Below are 19,583 nucleotides of genomic sequence, written 5' to 3'. Positions count from 1 at the left end.
CACTATGACTCAGAAAAATTTCGTTGAACTGCGCAACGTCACTAAACGATTTGGCAGTAATACGGTAATAGACAATATCAACCTCACCATCCCGCAGGGGCAAATGGTGACCCTGCTCGGCCCATCCGGCTGCGGCAAAACCACCATATTGCGCCTGGTCGCCGGGCTGGAAAAACCGAGCGAAGGACAGATTTACATTGATGGCGAAGACGTCACTCATCGCTCTATTCAGCAGCGTGATATCTGTATGGTGTTTCAGTCCTATGCCCTGTTCCCGCATATGTCGCTGGGGGAGAACGTCGGTTATGGCCTGAAGATGCTCGGCGTGTCGCGCGCAGAGGTGAAAGCTCGCGTCAAAGAGGCACTGGCGATGGTGGATCTGGAGGGTTTCGAAGACCGCTTTGTCGATCAGATTTCCGGCGGGCAGCAACAGCGCGTGGCGCTGGCCCGCGCGTTGATCCTCAAACCGAAAGTGCTGCTGTTTGATGAGCCGTTAAGTAACCTCGACGCCAACCTGCGTCGCAGCATGCGCGACAAGATCCGCGAACTGCAAAAGCAGTTTGATATCACCTCGCTGTACGTCACCCACGATCAGAGCGAAGCCTTTGCGGTTTCTGATACCGTGTTGGTGATGAACAAAGGACACATCATGCAGATCGGCTCACCGCAGGATCTCTATCGCCAGCCCGCCTCCCGTTTTATGGCGAGCTTTATGGGCGATGCCAACCTGTTCCCGGCTACCTTCAGCGACAAATACGTTGATATCTACGGCTATCATCTGCCGCGCCCGCTGCACTTTGGTACACAAGGTGAAGGCATGGTCGGCGTGCGTCCGGAAGCGATCACGCTCAGCGATCGCGGTGAAGAGAGTCAGCGCTGCGTGATCCGCCACGTCGCGTATATGGGACCCCAGTATGAGGTCACGGTGGAGTGGCACGGGCAGGAGATTTTATTGCAGGTCAATGCTACGCGTCTGCAGCCGGACGTCGGCGAGCAGTATTACCTCGAAATCCACCCGTACGGCATGTTTGTCCTGGCGGATGCGGCATGATTTGTGCCGCATGGCGCTGTGCTTATCAGCGCCTACAGTGAACGATGTAGGCCCGATAAACTCTCAGCTTCGCGCTTTTAGCGCGGCAATATCCGCAGGCGTGGTGCGACAGCATCCGCCAATCAACCTTGCGCCTGCGGCCTGCCACTGCGGCAGATAATCCGCCAGCTGCGCGCAATGCTCACCGTGATGGTGCCAGGTTTTGCTCACCGCATCGTAATGCTCGCCCGAGTTCGGATACACCACCAGCGGCAGCGTCGTTAAGCTGTGTAAATACTGCAACGCGGCAGTGGTGTTCTCCAGCGCAATGCAGTTAATGCCTAACGCCACCACCTGCGGATATTGCTCAAGGAAAGCGACCACGTCGCACAGCGGCGTACCGTCGCTCAGGTGCTCGCTGTCGCGCAGGGTAAACGAGAACCATGCCCGCGCACGCGGATACGCGGTCAACAACTCAGCCAGTGCGCGAATTTCGGCAAAATTTGGCAGGGTTTCACAGGCCAGCAGATCGGCCCCGGCATCCAGCAAGGCTTCCACGCGCGGGCGATGAAACGCCTGGAACGCCTCGGCGCTGCACTGATAATCGCCACGGTATTCAGAGCCATCCGCCAGATACGCGCCGTAAGGCCCGACGGATCCCGCCACCAGCAGCGTGCCCGCCTGCGGGTTCTCTGCCAGATATGCTTCACGGGCTTTACGCGCCAACTCCACGCTTTTGCCAATCAGCGCTTTCGACTGCGCTTCATCCAGACCTCGCGCGGCAAAGCCCGCCGGCGTCGCCTGATAGCTGGCGGTGATCGCGCATTGCGCCCCCGCCCGGTAATAGTCAAGATGAACTTCGCGGATAAGCTCCGGGTTTTCTACCAGCACTTTGGCTGACCACAGGCTGTCGGCTAAGTTACACCCTCGCGCTTCCAGCTCCGTCGCCATCGCGCCATCCAGCAACAGGACATCCTGTTTATCAAGGAGAGCGCGTAACGGATTATTCTGCGACATGTTCTGGCTCCTGTTTTGCGTTACGGGGTTGAGTAAGGAAATAAGCACCATAGCACACCGCGACAAACGGTAACCCGCACCACAACGCAATTCTCTGCGCTGGATCGAATGCCAGCCCTACACAGGCCACCAGGCACAGCACAAAACCTAATACCGGCACCAGCGGATACCACGGCGCACGATAATGTAATTCACTCAATGCCTTACCTTGTTGCAGATGACGGCGGCGAAAAACAAAATGCGAGGCGCATATGCTCAGCCACACCGCCACCACCGCAAATCCGGAGATTGCCGACAGCGCAACAAATACCGTATCCGGAGCCACCACACTGGAAAACAACGCCAGCACGCCGCCGAGCATACTGACCGACAGTGCCGTCAGCGGCACACCGTTTTTCGTCACTCGGGCAAAACAGGCTGGCAGCGTACGTTCATTCGACAGCGACCACAGCATGCGCCCGGAAGCGTACAGCCCGGAGTTCGCCGCAGACAGGATGGCCGTCAGAATCACGAAGTTAAAAATATCGGCGGCGTACGGAATCCCTACTTTCTCAAACACCAGCACAAACGGGCTTTTCTCCACGCCCGCCTGCTGCATCGGGATCAGCGCTGCCAGCACAAACACGGTGCCAATAAAGAAAATAATCAGCCGCGCGATGGTGGTACGAATCGCCACCGGGATAACCTTGCGCGGGTTTTCTGTTTCACCCGCGGCAATGCCGATAAGCTCGGTGCCCGAAAAAGCAAAGTTCACTGCCACCATAGTCATCAGGATCGGTAAGCCGCCGTGCGGGAACCAGCCTTCTGCCGTGATGTTACTCAGCCCCGGCGCGGGGGAACCATCCTGCATCGGGATAAAACCGAAAATCGCCGCCCCACCGAGGATGATAAAGGCGATGATAGTGACAACTTTTACCAGCGAGAACCAGAACTCCCCTTCGGCAAAAAAGCGCGTGGAGATAACGTTCAGGCCAAAAATAATCACGCAGAACAACACACACCAAACCCATACCGGCACCTGTGGAAACCAGTACTGCATACAAAATCCGGCGGCGGTAAAACTCGAACCCAGCGCCACGGTCCAGGTCAGCCAGTAAAGCCAGGCCACGGTATACCCCGTTGCCGGGCCAAGATAGCGCGCAGCATAGACGTGAAACGCCCCCGTCTCCGGCATCGCCACCGACAGTTCGCCCAGACACTGCATAACCAGCCAGACCACCAGCGCACCAATCAGATAGGCCAGCAGCGTTCCCGCCGCTCCGGTGGTGGAGATGATGTACCCGGTATTAAAGAATAACCCTGTGCCAATCACGCCGCCTAAGGAGAGCATAATCAGGTGACGCGTTTTCATTGTGCGCTTCAGTGGCGCATTTTGTTGTGTTGTTTGCATATGACCTTCTAAACGTATGGACATCTAAACATCCAAAGAAGGTTTGTTATACCGCGTTTGTTAACAGAATGCAAAGTCAACCCTGCACCAGACGCAGATGACCACGCCGGGCGCTTAATATCGGGTGAGGATTAATAATCAAATACAAAAAGGGCCGCCAGCTCATAACACCTCCGTTGCCAGACTTTATATAAACTCTGGCAACGTGGTCGTCGGCTGACGCTCACCCGGAAGTGGGAACCGTATCTCCCCGCTCATACAACCGAATGAGTGCTTAAGCACCGCTGGCCGGGATCGGCCTTTACGATTTGCGGATCATCTGATTGATAGCTGGAATAACTCACTCGCTGACCAAAATAACACTGTGACGTCTTGCCCTAAATATATCTTCATCGCATAGTGTGCATTCATTTTCTGCCAGGAGGCTGCATGTTAAAGGTCATTGCCGAAGATTTCATCAAACCTGAGTTCATTGAAACCGTTCTCCCTTTGTATCGTGAGCTAATATCGGCAACGAAGAAAGAACCGCAGTGCATTGCATATGACCTCTATATTGATGAAAAAGATCCGGGCCATTTTGTTTTTATCGAAGAATGGCCAAACCACGCGGCTCTCGATGAACATTGTGCCAGCGAACATTTCCGACGACTTGTACCGTTAATCGATCAATACTCACGCCAGGAAGCACGTTACATACTGATGGATGACGTGGTAAATCCGACTGTTGCTTAAAAATAGAGGAATATGGTCAGGAGGGTAATAACGAAAGTAAGGAAATAACTTTTTGGCAGAATGCTTAAAAGCGCTGCTGTTAATGATAAAATAGCAAGTACAAATAGTAAGTTGAAACTGGGTGGCCTATTAAAAATGAATAAAAAATGTCTGGGATATATTTCGATTGTTGTCGATGATTACGACAGAGCTATCGATTACTACACAAATAAGCTCGGCTTTACCCTGATTGAAGATACTCCGCAACCGGGGAAACGTTGGGTTGTGGTATCACCGAACCCCGACAGTGACTGTCATTTGTTACTTTCCAGAGCGGCTAATGAGATTCAGGAAGCATTCATCGGTAACCAATGTGGCGGACGCGTATTCCTGTTTCTGCAAACCGATGATTTTTGGCATGATTACAATGCAATGAAGTTGGCTGGCGTTCAGTTTTGCGAAGCCCCCAGAGAAGAAGAATACGGTACCGTTGTTGTTTTTGAGGACCTCTATGGTAATCGATGGGATTTATTACAGAGAAAGTAAACGCCATATGTGGTCATTAGACGTATCCAACTCAACTGGATGTCTGTTTCTGGCACAACGTTGTTCTTCCCACGCCCGAAATAAAAATACCGAAACCCCGCTTCAATAAAGAGCAGGATTTCGGTATTCATTCAGTCCGCAGGGCTTCAGACCTTAAGCAGTTTCACCGTCTCGTCGATATCGATTTCATCTTCCGAGAAAATCAGCGTCGTCCCCTGGAAGGTGGTGATCGCCAGTTTTTTCAGTGTGCGCATTTCGCCAGGCTTGACGTCTGATTTCGGTCGGATGCTGTTCATCAGCACGCCAACAGACAGCACCGCATTTTCTTTGTCGATACGAGTCTCAGCAGGGACTTCTTCGCTGTAGACTAGGTATGACTTGATCGCCGTGAGCTTCAGACGCTCGCCTGCGATATAGATATATTTGCTGTCTGGTATGACTTTTACCGCATAGGCAGACAAGCCTTTGTTGTTGGTGGTAGGCTCGAAGGTCACCGCCGCGTCTTTCTTGATCAGCTCAGGGTTAGCAACCTTAATCACATGAAAATAGCGGTTGTCGCCGTTTTCATCTTTGATAAATCCAAAGCCTTTATCTTTAAACCACGTTGTGATTGTTCCGTTCATTGCTGTTTCCGCCTGATTAAACCTAATACTCGTAGAGTATATCTACTCAATTTGCGCGCAGTGTAAAACACAGGCCATGTCTTTGGCTACTCGTTACCCCAGCGATTGAGGAACTCCGCGATATCATCGATACGCAGTGGGTCGACGCCGGCCATGGTTGCCATCTCCTGCTGCGCTTCTTCACTGATCTCTTCGTTGTTCATCAAACGAGTGATCAACTGCTGGAAGTAATGCGCCAGCGCGTCGCGTTCGGCATCGCTCACCGACTTTGCGGCCTCGGTCGCGTACTCGTCGGCGATATCATAATATTTTAGCGGAATGTCGTTGTTCATCAGGTGCTCCGGGGTGAATGCGTGTGCCAGCAGTTGCCTGCCGCGTCTGATGTGAATGATAGCATTCTTATTTCATGGTTCGCGATCTGTTTTATTGGCTGTAACACATTACATATATCAACACTATTTTCTGGAGCCACTTTGCATTTAATAAACATGCCATTTTTAAATGACGACATTTTTATTAATTACGGTGTGATAGCCATAGGTTAAATAGTGTAGAAGCAAAGGAGCACAAACACCTTTATTCCGCTTAGCACATGACTATTTACAAGAAGTTGATTTTCGCTGACACAAATTTTATGCCAGAACCCGCCGTTGCCCAAGCAGATTCAGGTGTTTTACCAGATGACCCGTAAAACCACGAGCTACTACGCAAAAAACCGCTTTCCCCCTGCACAGTATGCTGACAGGTACGGCTAGTATTCACCCACGAACGTAATCAGCGCAGGACAGTTCCGCTTTCAGCCAGCTTTTCCCTGACCTGATTTTTCAGGGATTCAGCAGCCTGTTTCGCCGCTTCGCGGGCCCGATCACCACTGAGCGAGTTATTCTCAACTGCGTTTTTACCAGACTGCGCACCCGTTGTCGTGCTTTTCGAATCACCACCGGCCAGATTACCTGCCAGACCGGATGCGATGGTCGCAAGATTGCTGACTAACTGCCTGTCACTTTCATCCAGCTCGCTGGCGTGCTTGCCCGGATACATCGTTTTCAGTATCGCATTCGCAGCAAGCTCTCCTGCCGCTGCACCAGCCGCTCCGGCTGCTGCATTGTTCCCCTGCATAGCCGCCGCAGCACCGCCCAGTATCGCATGCGCGATGGCTTTAGCCGCGATATCATCCTCATTGAGGCCCGCCTTATGGCCTATGATATTGGCAAGCTCCGGTGCCGATGCACCCGCCAGCGCCGCGCCAATATCACCGCCAGCCAGCCCCTGCAGAGCGCCTACGGCAGCCTGAATACCCCGCTGAATATCGCTAACCGTTCGCCCATCGGGTAGTTTACCGCCCCTTCCACTTGGTATTTCTTTAATTTCTGTGGGAGATAAGGCATCGAACTCTTTATTAGCAGCATTACTACCACCTGTTCTTTCGAAAAGTTTTGAACGCCCTGTAGTTTCAGGCCCCTTCGATGATGTCGAGGTTAAATCCTCAACAGTAATATTTTGCTTTTGACTGTTCTGCGCATTCTCCTCATCCTGCGGCTCCCAGCCGCCCGGCGTTCCTGAACCTGCACCACCAAATTCAGCCTTCTCAGCATCCGTCAGGTTATTGCCCGCATTCGGCCCTTCTGTCTGCCCTACATCATCAGCAGAACAGGCCCGACCGAAGGAACACTGGGTCGCTTTATCCAGCGCCTCCTTCATTTCTTTCAGCTTCTTGTCCAGGGCCGTTGCTGTTGGCATCATTCACCGCATCGCCGGTATTGTTGCCTGCGACCGGTGGCGGCGGAGCTGGGATTGCCAGCGCATTATTCTCAACAACAACTCGATCCTGTGCACATTGCTGTGATGAAACAGTTTTGCCCTGTGCTTTCCGTGAGTTACAGCGGTTTTTCCCTGTTGCATTTTCTCCACGTTTTTTTTTGCGTTGTTACCCTGTCCCGCTGTTGAGAGGAAAACCGTGTAAAGCTATGGCAGATGACGCGCAAAAAAATCCCGGCATAATGGCCGGGATTTGCAAGCTTTCCCACTATTTCTTGATTCCTAAACGGAACATATCAGTTGGGAATAAAGGTTGTATTATCACTTCATCATTAAAAATGAATAATTTGGGCGATAAAGCTGTTACGTCATAGATATTTTCAGCGATTAATCTTAGATTTGACCTAAAAACTGGAATACTTGCATCATCTGCAAAGACAAACATGTCATCGTTTTTTACAGAGTTTGCACTCAATAGCTCATCAAAACTCTCATAATCAGAATGCCTGATCTCTGACCAAGTAACACTTCCTTTCGCGAGAGGATACTTATTTAAAATGCCCAGAGCCTCCTGCTGAGCCAGCCCCTCTACTATATTAAAATCAGCACTCAGTGCTTCCCGACACTCATCAAATAAAGTCATTTGCTCTACCTGTTTAGCTGTTTCAATATTGTTTCAAAAGACTTTTCATTGCCTTCAAAAGGTATGACTTGCTTCACCGCTTTTCCAGGGCCTTTACCCTGCGAGTAATCCCATATATTGATGTGTGTGCCTTTTTCAGGATCATAATCAACACGCCAACCAACTTTTCCGTCGCTGGATTGCCGCCCTATGACTTTCCCATTACCAGCGCTGACTTCCAAACGTCCGATAACTGGCTTAGAGTCCGCTCCTAAATTACCTACAAGATCCAATGCCTTGTTTCGAGCCGTTTCCCAGTTTTTCTCTGGCTTGAGGATTTGTTCAATTTTAGGCTGGGAATTCCCTTTAGCCTTACTAATTCCCCCAAATGCTGACGCCGCAGCGCTCGCGACTATTCCCGCCTGAACTTCATCCAGACCGTATTCTTTCTGGAGTGCTTCCGAGACTTTGTTGGTCGCGACAACCCCTTCGGCCTGCATTTGCTGCGCAAAAGTCGCCGTCAGATCGTAGACCATCTTGATCGGGATATCTTCACCCAGAGCACGATCTATTGCCTGCTTCACCGCCAGACTGTCAGTCAGTACATCACCGTATTTCTGCTGGCAGGTTGCCGGGCTAGCTGCACAGTCGCTGATCAGTTGCTTCTGCTGTGCCGTACTCAACTCTTCGTACTTTTTGATAATACCGCCGCAGTCACCGCCTTTCGCCTGACAGGACTTCATTTCAGCGGACCAGGCATCTAACTGCTTACTGCTCAGATAGTTATTCTCAACTGCGTTTTTACCAGACTGCGCACCCGTTGTCGTGCTTTTCGAATCACCACCGGCCAGATTACCTGCCAGCCCCGATGCGATAGTCGCAAGATTGCTGACTAACTGCCTGTCACTTTCATCCAGCTCGCTGACGTGCTTGCCCGGATACATCGTTTTCAGTATCGCATTCGCAGCAAGCTCTCCTGCCGCTGCGCCAGCCGCTCCGGCTGCTGCATTGTTCCCCTGCATAGCCGCCGCAGCACCGCCCAGTATCGCATGCGCGATGGCTTTAGCCGCGATATCATCCTCATCGAGGCCCACCTTATGGCCTATGATATTGGCAAGCTCCGGTGCCGATGCACCCGCCAGCGCCGCGCCAATATCACCGCCAGCCAGCCCCTGCAGAGCGCCTACTGCAGCCTGAATCCCCCGCTGAATATCGCTACCCGTGCCGTATTTTGCCTGCTCGGTCTTATATGCCGCTGAGTTCCGTAGTTGCGTCTGGTATCTTGCTTTTTCTTCATCACTGGCGTTCACATCCGGCTCAGGAATACCTTCCTTTGCCAGCGCTTTTTTACCCGCATTCAGGCCATTTATCTCACCCTGCGTCCTCGCGATATCCGCCGCCTGGTTACCTATCTGGCCTATCAGTTGCACTTCCTGCAGGCGCTTCTGCTCTTTTTCCTTGTCAAAAATCGGACTGATGCTGCCGTTTGCATGCTCCGCATCACGGCTCAGACCGGCGACATCCTGCTTCTGATTTTCCGTGTCGCGAACAGTTATCGTCCCCTCACTCACCGCCGCCTGCGTTGTTCCTTCCGCATGCCCACTGCTGCCACCTCCGGCAATCAGGGCGTTCGCCAGATTACCCGCGAACTGTTGACCAATACTGCCCCCTGTACTGATCCCTCCCCCCTGGTGCTCCACTTTGTAATCTGCCTTATTGTGGATATCGCCAAAGCCCAGCGTGCCCGTATCCAGACTGTTTTTATCCGCCGAACCGGTAGAAGCAATGACCGCGCCATCCAGTTGGGTATGCTTGCCCACTGTGATATCAAAGCCACCGTCACCCGCGAAGATGCCACTCTGCTCCTGCACTGAATCAAAGTCGCTCTTCATCCTGTCGCGGCTGGCATTAAGACTTGCGGAAGCGGTCCCCGCGCCGAAGGTGTACCCCACACCTCCGCTCACGCTGTTCTGTTTACTGTCGTAGTGGTCGCTATCTTGTGTGCTGGTTATCGTCAGATCGCGGCCTACATCCGCCGTCACCTGTTTGCCATTGACCTGCGCACCAGCAAGCGTGGTATCCCGCCCGCTGTGTATCGTGACCTGATTACCCGCATCCACCGTGGTTTCATTCTGCCAGGTACCGTTGCCTTTCTCATGCCCTTTGCTGCTGTTGGCGTTCGCCGAGACGCTGATCCCCGCACCACCAGAGCCCACGCCGATACCCACGCCAATACTGCCACCGCTGCTACTGTTTTTACCGGTTGTCAGTTGCGTATCCTGTGAAGCGATGAGATTCACGTCCCGGGCGGCATCCAGTGCCACATCCTTACCGGCCTTCACTTCACTACCAGCAATAGTAATATCGCTACCTGTGGACGTGATATTGACGCTGTTGCCTGCGTTCAGAGTACTTCCCGTCGTTGAATCCTGCTCACTATGGGAGGTCGATTTTGAGGACTGTGAGCCCAGAGAGGCACTAATACCTATCGTATTGGTATTGTCTTTAGCGGTCCCTTTCGCCTGATCCAGAGCCACGGCCTGGCCGGCTTGTACTCCGGAGAGCACTGCCTGCGTACCCTGCAGTGCCGCCAGTCGGGAATCGCTGCTTTGTTTTGCCCCCTGCGCTGCTGAAACCGCGCTGTTCACCGCACTGCCAGCAGCCCCCGACAGCGCCACCGTCAGTCCGCTGGTTTTCTGCTCAAACTTCTCATCACGGGTGCGTTTGTCATGACCCGGTTCAATAAGTACGCTGTCGCCGCGAACAGCAATATCTTTCTGGGCGATGATATCCGCTCCGCCGATATGTGCCTGCTGGCCTGCGGTGATACTGACGTTGCCCCCCGTTGAGCCGACAGTGCTGAAGCTCTCGCTTTGGGTGGTGCCTTGTTCGCGCAGATCGTGCGTCGTTTTACTGCTACCGATGGTGAAACCGATCCCGCCCGACCCCATCAGACCGCTCTTTTTAGTCTCTTTAAAGCGCCATGAGGTATCCGTATTGGTGGCGGCAACAATATCCACATTGTTGCCAGCCCCCAGCGCCACATTGCCGTCACCGGCAACGGCTGAGCCCTGTACCAGAATGTTATTCCCGGCGGCGACCGTCACATTGTTCCCACTCAGCAGCGCGCCTTTTTCCCGCGTAGCGCTGTCTTCTTCAATCGTATGGGTAGTCTTTTTACTGAGGAATCCTTTTTTGGTTTTCGTGGTTTCCTGGTAGTGATAATCGCTCTCTGTGGCGGTCGTAAGATTCACATCCCGGCCTGCCGTTACGCCGATATCGCCCTGCGCCGTAACATCCGCTGCCTGTGCGTTTACATCACGCCCGGCAATAATGACGGCGTCGCCGCCGCTGGCAATTTCCGTTCCCTGCTGGCGTACGGCGTCATTGACCACGGTTTTCTTCTTCGCACGATAACTGTCGCCGTCTGTCGTTGCGTCAGCCAGCAGGTTGACATCTCGCCCGGCCAGCAGACCGACATCATTCTCCGCAGCCAGCCCGGTCGCATGGGAATTAATATCCTGGCCCGCTTTTAACACCAGATTGTCACCCGCTGACACGGTGGTACGGGAAAGTCCTGTGCTGTGCGATTCACTGCCGCCGTTACGGCTACTTTGCTGAGTGGTGGCCGCATTCAGATTAAGATCGTTACCCGATGTAAGCTGAGCATTCCCCCCCGCGTTAACATCGCTGGCGGTGACGTTGAGGTTATTCCCGGCATTGATACCGAGCTTACCGCCCGAACTGATGGTGCTACCCTGCCAGTCCACTGACGAACGGCTAGTCTCGGTTATCCAGCGTCCGGAGTGGCTCCGTGCATCGTTAATCTGGTTGGCATTTACCGCAATATCTCCCCACGCCTCCATCAACAATGAACCGCCCGCAGAGAGATTGGCGCCCGTAACGGTGATATCTTTGCCTGCCGAGAGCGACAATCCGTCCTGCGCGGTAATGGATGCCGTAGACCCCAGCAACGTATCTTTAAAGCTCACATTGCGGTATTTGTCCCTGGCACTCACATCAATCTGTTCCGCCAGCGTCAGGTTATTGATGTTGCCGCCCAGGCTTTCCAGCGCCACCGTTTTTCCGCTGATGGCGGAGCTGACGTTATTAATATCACCCCTCGCGCTCAGGTCGAGATTACCCCCGGCCTGCATCAGACTATTGTTAAGGTTGTTAATACTGTTTTGGCTGTCGAGAGTGAGATCGTTTCTCGCCAACAGCGTACTGCCGGAGTTGGTGATATTCCCGCTAGTCAGTTGGACATTATTCCCGGCAATGACGCTACCGTTGTTCACGGTGATATCTTTCGGCGAGAGATACAGCTTCGGTATCATTACTGTCTCACCGTTGACGGTCGCGGCTTCCCACCACAGCATGCTGTGCTCAAGGGACGCTATTTGATCGGCCGTCAGCGCCACGCCAAATTTCAGTCCCAGCGACTGCTGGGTGCTGGCAGCGCTATCCATCAGATAACGCATCTGATCAAGGTCAGAACCAATACCGTTGATATATCGACTTCCCGTCTGATTCAGCATGGCGTTACTGACATAGCGAGTATCAAACGCCGCATCACCGAGGAAGCGGTAGTCATATTCCGGGTTCAGTTTGAGACGATCGAGCATATAGGCCGATCCCAGGAACTGGTTTTGATCGGTATACGCAATATTGGTTTCACGCGGCGCTTCGCCAGGTTTGATACCCAGCATTGCATTCAATTCACCAAACAGGCTGGGATCGAGCTGACCAAGACCGTTCAGTTTCGGATTAACGTTGATCAGGTACGGGCTTTTCGGATCGTCAGAGACGACGAAATACCCGTTCTTTCCGGAAGGTAACGGATACGAGCTGGTATCCACCGTTTTGCCCTGATTTTGCCCGGCGGTATTCACGCCCTTCTCGCCTGGGTTAATCAGGCCATTGAGTTGACCGAGGCTGGCGTTACCTTTCTGCGTGGTAGAAACAGGGTTGAGCGTAGAGTCTGATACGCCACCGCTTTCCAGCGCGCCTCCGCCGTTAATCTGCTGCAATGCGTCATGCAGTCGATCGTTCCACTGTGGGGAACTGACGCTCACCGTGTCATTGCCAGCCAGTGCCTGCTTTTGCACCCCATTACTGATAGTTTGGTTGCTGAGGGTGTTGAGGGTCGGGGTAACGATGGTATTGCTAACCCGTCCCCCACCAGAGGTTGCGTTTTCGTTGCCAATAGAAGCAGTAAACCTGGCGTTTACATTACCGCCCGCCTGAATCACAGAACGGTACGTTTCTCCCCCTTCCTGAACCCGGTCATGCCCTTCCAGGGTAAATGTTATTGTGCGTTCTTTAGGAAGCACAATAGTTTCACCTTTACTGTTTCTCCCCTCGTTATAACGCGGAGGTAACACATCTATATTATTTACGGCAAATTTCTGACGTGAGTATTTCTCTGGGGTATAGGTATAAACCAGATAATCAGTAAGCGTCCCGGACTGCCAGCTCTGGTTATTTAATGTGCTTCCTGAAAGGTCGATATTATTATTTGCCAGAATAGTACTGGCTGCGTTATCCAGCGTGTTTGCGCCAATTGACAGATTTCGCCCTGATGAAATACGAGCTGCGCCGCCAGAGCTGGAAACCTCTGTTTTTACCTGGCTGGAAATGAATTTTTGCGTCGCGGTATCTTTGAACGGCGCGTAGTAATACTGATAATAATGGTGGTAGCTACAGGCTCCATGTGCGTTACAGGCTCCTGATTCTGTTGTGTAGGAATAACCATTAACACCATAGGAGCCTGACGGTAATTCGCTTATATCAACTTTTATTGTCGCATCACCTATCCCTGGAATACTGTTTGATCCAGCTATTTGTGTCTGGTTTGTTTTCAACCCATCCCGCTGGTTCAGCAGATGTCCTGTTTTGATGGTGATATCACCGTTCTGGGTTTCGATATTGCCGGAAGAGTTGACCACTTCACTGTTGGCATTGCCCGCAGCATCTCGCTGCATCCACAGATTGTTGCCCGCGAGGATATCGCCGCGCTGGTTGGTAATAGTGTTAGCATAAAGCGCCAGATTATTTGCCGCGTACAACAGCGCCGTATTGACGATGGCGCCCGGTGCATTGAGCGTCAGAGAGCCACGCGTTCCGGTGAAACCAGCGACTGAAATATTACCGCGACTGGTCAGCGTAATATCGCCACCGCCCTGTAACGTTCCGGCGGCATTGAGCGCCACGTTGCTGCCACTGAGGTGGCTCGCACCGTTGCCCGTTGTAATTTGCCCGTTATTGCTGAGCTGTCCGCCCGCAGCCAGGTTGAGCGATTGCCCCTGAAGCACGCTACGGTTGTCGATAGCGCCATCGCTGGTAATGGTCAGCGTTTTACCCGCGGCAAACGCGCTTTGCGCAGTAAAACCATTCACCAGTTTCAGCGTCAGATTACCCAGCGCAACCACCTGTCCCAACGCACCCAGCCCGCGACTTTCAACGGACAGGTCGCCGCCGCTGAACAGTTTCCCGGCCGCATTCTGATTAACTTCACTAGCATTCACACTCAGCTGCGAGTTCCCTAACAGCGTACCGTTATTCGTCAGTTGCTCGTATTTCACCGACAGTTGACCGGCCTGCGCGGTTCCCTGGTTGGTAAACCGGGTCCCTGCAAGCGTGGCGCTATCGGCCAGCCAGTTACCGTCACTGGTGGCCGTTGTCGCATTCAGAATGAGATTTGTCGCCTGTAACCAGCCTGCGCCGGAATACTGCGCCGTGGTCAGCGTCAGCCCCGCGCCGGAAAGTAGTTTGCCGTCATTGAGCGCGCGAGTTGTGGCGTTAAGATGAGTCTCTCCACCGCCCTGCATCAAACCGTAGTTGGACAGCACTGGCGTAGAAAGCGTCAGCCCCTGGCGGCTGACAATCTCCCCGGAAGCCTGGTTTATCAAATCACCGCTCAGCGACAGCGTTGCGCCATTATCCCCTTGTAGTCTTCCGCTGTTGGTCAATGCGCCGGTCGTCATGCCCAGCGTCGCACCCTGAATTTTACCCTCGTTGGTGACTGACGCCGCAGTCAGATCCAACGCGCCGCCGCTCAGCATACTGCCCGCTTTCTGCTGCCTGACCGCGCCGTTCATGGCAAGCGTGAGCGCATTTACGCCGCTAATCGCCGCGCTGTTATCAAGGGTTGTCCCCTTCAGCGTAAGATTTTTCGCCGTCCATTGCCCGGAGTTAGTCAGAGAAAGCGCCTGTAGCGTCGCGTTACCAAGGGCGGTAATTTTGCTGCCAGCCGCAGAAGTCAGGTTATTTGCGAGCGTAAGTTGCAGGGCGTCGGCGCTTTGTATTGCCCCATTGTTTGTCAGCGTTTGCGCACTGAGCAGAACGGACTGTCCCTGCCACGTGCCATTATTCGTCACATCGCCAGAAGTGAGTTTCAGCGCCCCCTGCGTCAGCAGTGAACCACCTGCTGCGTTAATCAATTCCTGTTGCGGTGAAGCCATCGCCATTCGCGCCATCAGACGCTGACGAGCCTCCAGCGTCAGGCTTTGCAGGCCGGTCAGCGTGCCCTGATTGTGGATCCGGTTTTGCTGCAGGGTCAGGGTATTTCCCTGTACCGTGCCACTGTTATCGAACTGTGCGCCGTCGAGCGTTACGTCGCTCTCGCTGAGCAGTTTTCCGCTGTTATCAAGCTGCTGCGCGGTTAGTGACATTCCGCCATGACTCATCACATCGCCTGATGTGGTAAGGCCGTTGTTTACAGTAGCCGTCAGATTACCCAGGCTTATCAGCGATCCTTTGTGCAGCCAGTTATCAGCGGTCAGCGTAAGCTGCTGCCCCTGCAGCGTTCCTTGCGTCGTTATATTGCCAGCATCAAAGGTCAACGCGCCGCCGCTCAGCGTACGGGAGGTTGTACCCGTCGTGAGTACATCGCCAGACAGCGCAAGCCCGTTCGTCCCCTGCCACAGGCCTGAATTGTTTAACGTCGAGGCTGCAAGTGTCAGCCTGTCACCGGCAATACGTCCGGCGCTGTTGATATCATCAGCCGTAAGCGCCAGCGCGCCGCCACTTTGAATGTGTCCGGGGTTAGTAAGTCGCCCGGATAGCTTGCCTTCCAGGCCATGTAAACCGTTAAGCACGCCGCTGTTATTCAGCGAGTCGGCAGTGAATGTCAGGGTATTTCCCTGCAGTACGCCGGCGTTTTCCATCGCACCGGTATGCACCAACAGCGCATTACCGGCCAACCATTTACCTGTAGCATCCGTGGTGAAGTTATTCGCAGAAACCGAGGTACTGTCATTACCCTGAACCAGACCGCTGTTACGGATGGATTTTCCATCCAGAGTGACACTTTTCGCCGCCAGCGTACCGCGGTTATCCAGGGATGCAGTATTTATCGACGCCCCCTGTTTCGCCACCAGGTTACCCTGGTTTTCAACTGAGTTTGCCAGCGTCAGGTCCAGGGAATCGGCCTGAATATCACCGGCGTTAATTAATGTGTTGCTGCGCAGCGTGAAGTTGGTATTTGTCAGCAGCAGACCGTGGTTTTCCAGCGAATCGAGGCCTAAATCCAGCCCCGCACCGCTAACCAGTTGCCCCTGTTGGCCATTGAACAGATTGCGGGTGGTGAGCTGTAGCGCCGAATTACCCTGCACAATGCCGTTATTCATAAGCTCCGGCGCGGAAATGCTAAGGGATTTTGCTGCAATCGTTTTGTCGTTAAACAACTGCGCCGCAGCCAACTCGAACAGGTTGAGACTGCGCAGCGATCCCTGGTTATCCAGTCGCCCGTTAGCCTCAATTTTCAGGCTATCCAGTGCCTGAACGCTGCCGCTATTGCGCAGGTTATCCAGTCTAATCGCCGCCGTACGGCCCTCCAGTTGGCCATCATTTTCGAAACGTTTTCCGCTAAGCTGTAGATCTTCACCGCTGGTCACCTGCCCACCCGCAAGGTTAGTGAAGCGATTGCCATCCCAGGCGAGCGTCTGATTCCCCTGCAGGATCCCACTGTTGCTGAGATCGCCGTGTAATGCCAGCACCTTCGCCGCCAGCATTCCGCTGTTATTCGCACTGGCGGCATGCACGGTCATACCTTGTTGACTGAGTACCTTGCCCTGGTTAGTGAACGCGTCGTGTACTGTCGCCGTTACCCCCGTTTCACCCAACGCATTACCGCTGTTTTGCCACGTATTTGCTTCCAGATTCAGCGTGCCGCCCTGCAGCAAGCCGGTGTTGTGCAGGGTCTGACTCTTCAGGCTCAATTCACCCACCGACAACACATTCCCGTCGTTTTTCACGTCCTGACTGTTCAGCGCGAGAGTATCAGCAGCCATGAGTCCGAGGTTATCTGTCTGCTGTCCGTTAACAGATAATGACGTGTCCGCCAGCAGGCGCCCCGCGGCCTCGTTTTTTACCGTCGCATATTCACTTTGCAGATTAACGCCGTTAATTTCTCCGCCGTTAACCAACTGGCGGCCGTTGAGATGCAATGAACCGTCGGTGGTAATCAGCCCATGGTTGGTCAGATACGGAATATCCAACGCCAGAGAATGCCTGGCATAGAGCGAGCCGCCGCTAAGGTTATCTAACTTATCAATCTGCAGGTCCATTGCCGCGTTGCCCTGCATCAGACCGCTATTCACAACATGCTGACTGTGGAGAGTTAGCGTGTCGGCTATCAGAGAGCCGCTGCTGGTCAGCAGTTCAGGTGCAATAATCGAGATGCGTTCAGCGCTGGCGCTGCCGCTATGAGTCAGCGTCGCCGCGCTGAGCGTCAGGGTGTCTGCCAACAGTTCGCCATGGTTATCAACTGACTGCTGTGCGCTGAAACCAACGCGTGCCCCGGTGGATTTCCCGCCATGACTGAGCCTGTCAGCCGTCACATCCAGCGAACCTTTCGCCGCCTGTACGCCGTCCAGCATCACGCTGTTGCCGGTAATCGCAAGGTCCAGACCGCTCTGTAAATGACCGCCTTTGCCGGTAGTCAGTTGCTTTGCACCGACGTTAAGCGCACCGGCGGCATTAACCTGACCGTTCAGGTTAAGGTTTTGCGTAACGTTTAACCGTATGTCTTGTTGCCCGGCGATCAGCGAATCTTTCGCGGCAGTGAGGTTTTCAGCATTGAGCGTTACCCCCTGGTTGCCAGAGAGGACGCCATATTGTTCAACTGACGCGGCCTGCACCGTTAGAGTGCCATCAGAGAGCAACTTTCCACTATTACGCAGCGTGACATCTGCCCGGATATCCGCATCGTTTTTCGCGCTCAGGATCCCCTGCTGGTTGAGCGATGCCGTCTGAACTGAAAGCTGGCTGCCGCTCGCCAGCGTGCCCATATTATCCAGCGACCCGCTGCGGACCGATACGCTGTTACCCTGCATCAGACCTGTGTTACTAAGGCTGCTGACAGAAGTATCAAGACTGCCGATTGCCGCCAGTTGACCACCATTAACGAGGAGGTCACCGGAGAGAGATAAAGCATCTCCCGCATTAACCTGTCCCTGGTTGTTCATTTCGCTACCGGTCAGGCTTAATGCGCCTTTCGCATCGGCCCGACTGGCGTTATCCAGTGCTATGCGCTGCGCCTTCAGCGTTAATCCGTTACCTGCTGAGAGCAATCCCCCTTTCGCCGACAGATCGCCGTTACTGTTAAGGCTAACATCAGCATCGCTACCCAGCGTGGAACGGGTCAGCGTCAGTCCATGAGTACCCTCGACATCCAGTTTTTCTTTGCTGGTCAGGTTGCCGTCGGTGACTGTCAGCGAGCCGTCACTGCGCAGTGAGGTGTTTTTCTGGCTAACCAGAGTGGTTGCAGCAACGGCTACATCCTGTTTAGCAGCCACCTGCAACTCGCCAGCTGCGGCAATCCCGCCACCATCGATCGTCACCTTGCCATCGCTACCCAACTGCACGTTTGCGCCGCTGGAGAGATTTGCATCCTGTAGCGCTAACGCCCCGGTGCTGTTGATGGTCATCCCGCTTGCGGTCTTATGACTACCGGTTAGCGTGACGCCTTCGCCCCTGGCAGAAAGACCACCATTTGCCAGACTGTTGCCGATCGTTAATTTCCCGTTAGCATTGAGGGTGATATCACCCTGACGGGCATTCAGATTCCCGAGGTTGACCCCCAGCCCTTTCTCGCTGGAGACCAAATGAATTCGATTAGCATACATGCCGCCTAACGCGCCGGTATCAACCGCGATTTTCGGTGCTTCTCCTTCGCCATTTAGCGGGCTCGTCTGGCCATTCGCCGCAACGCGATTCGCCCCAGCGATAACTGTCAAATCTTTGGCGTGTAGCGCAGCATTGATTTCCGTGGCGCGAGCAATAATCGACACTGCATCGCTCTGGCTACCATCCAACCCCTTACCTTCGATGGTAATACTGCCCTTGCTTACATCCAGCGACTGCAGGTTGCCATTGGCGTCCAACACAGGTTTACCAGTGGTCAGGGTGGCGTTAGGCGTGTTGATAAATCCACAACCATTACAGGTAATGCCATAGGGGTTAGCGACCATGACGTTGGCGGCTTTCCCCGCAACTTCGGTATAGCCCTGCAGTTGCGAACGGTTAGCGCCGGTAACTTCGTTGATGATCCCTGAAGCTTCCTTTCCTGGCTGTAGGTTTGGGTTATTCTGGATAATGCCGCCGAGCTGAGTTTGGGTAAATTGCCCGGTCGCGTTGTTAAGGATCAGCCCCTCTTTTCCCACGTTGTAGTCGTTATATTTATTGTGTGAAATCCCGGACTGGTTCGGCGTGGCAATATTCACCACCGGAACACCATTGGCGGCTTTATCCATCTGCGTATTGCCTTCAGGCGTGATGACGGCAGCCATCGCCGGAAGCAGTGGTTGGGTAGCCAGCAGGAAACTCAACATGCCGCTTAGCAAACGCTGGGAAAAACGAACCGGATCCTTTTTCATCACCCTT

General features: G+C 53.5%; 10 protein-coding genes. 3 read left to right on the top strand and 7 right to left on the bottom strand.

From position 1 onward, the window contains the following. Positions 1–4 precede the first annotated feature (4 nt). Entirely contained in the window at positions 5–1,051 is a 1,047-nt protein-coding gene (gene fbpC / locus LA337_04715; GenBank protein ID UBI17002.1) for a ferric ABC transporter ATP-binding protein, read from the top strand. A 63-nt stretch (positions 1,052–1,114) separates the two neighbouring features. Here fbpC and mmuM read toward each other — a convergent pair whose 3' ends face one another. Beyond that, positions 1,115–2,047, bottom strand: coding sequence for a homocysteine S-methyltransferase (gene mmuM / locus LA337_04710; GenBank protein ID UBI17001.1), 933 nt, complete (start codon positions 2,045–2,047; stop codon positions 1,115–1,117). Next, entirely contained in the window at positions 2,034–3,437 is a 1,404-nt protein-coding gene (mmuP, locus tag LA337_04705; GenBank protein ID UBI17000.1) for an S-methylmethionine permease, read from the bottom strand. The genes mmuM and mmuP overlap by 14 nt, the downstream gene beginning before the upstream one ends. A 429-nt stretch (positions 3,438–3,866) precedes the next feature. Here mmuP and LA337_04700 point away from each other — a divergent pair, with 429 nt between their 5' ends. Further along, positions 3,867–4,169: an antibiotic biosynthesis monooxygenase gene (locus tag LA337_04700; protein ID UBI16999.1), complete on the top strand. Its 303-nt coding sequence runs from the start codon at positions 3,867–3,869 to the stop codon at positions 4,167–4,169. 135 nt (positions 4,170–4,304) lie between these two features. Continuing rightward, positions 4,305–4,694 (top strand): VOC family protein, encoded by a 390-nt coding sequence (locus LA337_04695; GenBank protein UBI18402.1) that lies wholly within the window; start codon positions 4,305–4,307, stop codon positions 4,692–4,694. Positions 4,695–4,840: 146 nt separating this feature from the next. Here LA337_04695 and LA337_04690 read toward each other — a convergent pair whose 3' ends face one another. The 5 genes from LA337_04690 to LA337_04670 form a co-directional block, all read right to left on the bottom strand. Then, complete coding sequence (locus LA337_04690; protein UBI16998.1) at positions 4,841–5,317, bottom strand: cold shock domain-containing protein; 477 nt, start codon at positions 5,315–5,317, stop codon at positions 4,841–4,843. Between the two features lie 86 nt (positions 5,318–5,403). Further along, on the bottom strand, positions 5,404–5,649 hold the full coding sequence (locus tag LA337_04685) for a YmjA family protein (protein UBI16997.1): 246 nt from the start codon (positions 5,647–5,649) through the stop codon (positions 5,404–5,406). A gap of 442 nt (positions 5,650–6,091) precedes the next feature. Next, complete coding sequence (locus tag LA337_04680; GenBank protein ID UBI16996.1) at positions 6,092–7,060, bottom strand: VENN motif pre-toxin domain-containing protein; 969 nt, start codon at positions 7,058–7,060, stop codon at positions 6,092–6,094. 283 nt (positions 7,061–7,343) lie between these two features. Continuing rightward, complete coding sequence (locus LA337_04675; GenBank protein UBI16995.1) at positions 7,344–7,718, bottom strand: hypothetical protein; 375 nt, start codon at positions 7,716–7,718, stop codon at positions 7,344–7,346. A gap of 5 nt (positions 7,719–7,723) precedes the next feature. Then, positions 7,724–19,576: a hemagglutinin repeat-containing protein gene (locus LA337_04670; GenBank protein ID UBI16994.1), complete on the bottom strand. Its 11,853-nt coding sequence runs from the start codon at positions 19,574–19,576 to the stop codon at positions 7,724–7,726. Positions 19,577–19,583 lie beyond the last annotated feature (7 nt).

It is taken from the genome of Citrobacter europaeus, assembly GCA_020099315.1.
Classification (GTDB): Bacteria; Pseudomonadota; Gammaproteobacteria; order Enterobacterales; family Enterobacteriaceae; genus Citrobacter; species Citrobacter europaeus.
This window is presented reverse-complemented; position numbering and strand designations above follow the sequence as displayed.

Bases quoted from the DNA above. Each gene is read 5' to 3' on its own strand.
- fbpC (UBI17002.1), top strand. From the start codon at position 5: ATGACTCAGAAAAATTTCGTTGAACTGCGCAACGTCACTAAACGATTT.
- LA337_04690 (UBI16998.1), bottom strand. From the start codon at position 5,317: ATGAACGGAACAATCACAACGTGGTTTAAAGATAAAGGCTTTGGATTT.
- LA337_04680 (UBI16996.1), bottom strand. From the start codon at position 7,060: ATGATGCCAACAGCAACGGCCCTGGACAAGAAGCTGAAAGAAATGAAG.
- mmuM (UBI17001.1), bottom strand. From the start codon at position 2,047: ATGTCGCAGAATAATCCGTTACGCGCTCTCCTTGATAAACAGGATGTC.
- mmuP (UBI17000.1), bottom strand. From the start codon at position 3,437: ATGCAAACAACACAACAAAATGCGCCACTGAAGCGCACAATGAAAACG.
- LA337_04685 (UBI16997.1), bottom strand. From the start codon at position 5,649: ATGAACAACGACATTCCGCTAAAATATTATGATATCGCCGACGAGTAC.
- LA337_04700 (UBI16999.1), top strand. From the start codon at position 3,867: ATGTTAAAGGTCATTGCCGAAGATTTCATCAAACCTGAGTTCATTGAA.
- LA337_04675 (UBI16995.1), bottom strand. From the start codon at position 7,718: ATGACTTTATTTGATGAGTGTCGGGAAGCACTGAGTGCTGATTTTAAT.
- LA337_04670 (UBI16994.1), bottom strand. From the start codon at position 19,576: ATGAAAAAGGATCCGGTTCGTTTTTCCCAGCGTTTGCTAAGCGGCATG.
- LA337_04695 (UBI18402.1), top strand. From the start codon at position 4,305: ATGAATAAAAAATGTCTGGGATATATTTCGATTGTTGTCGATGATTAC.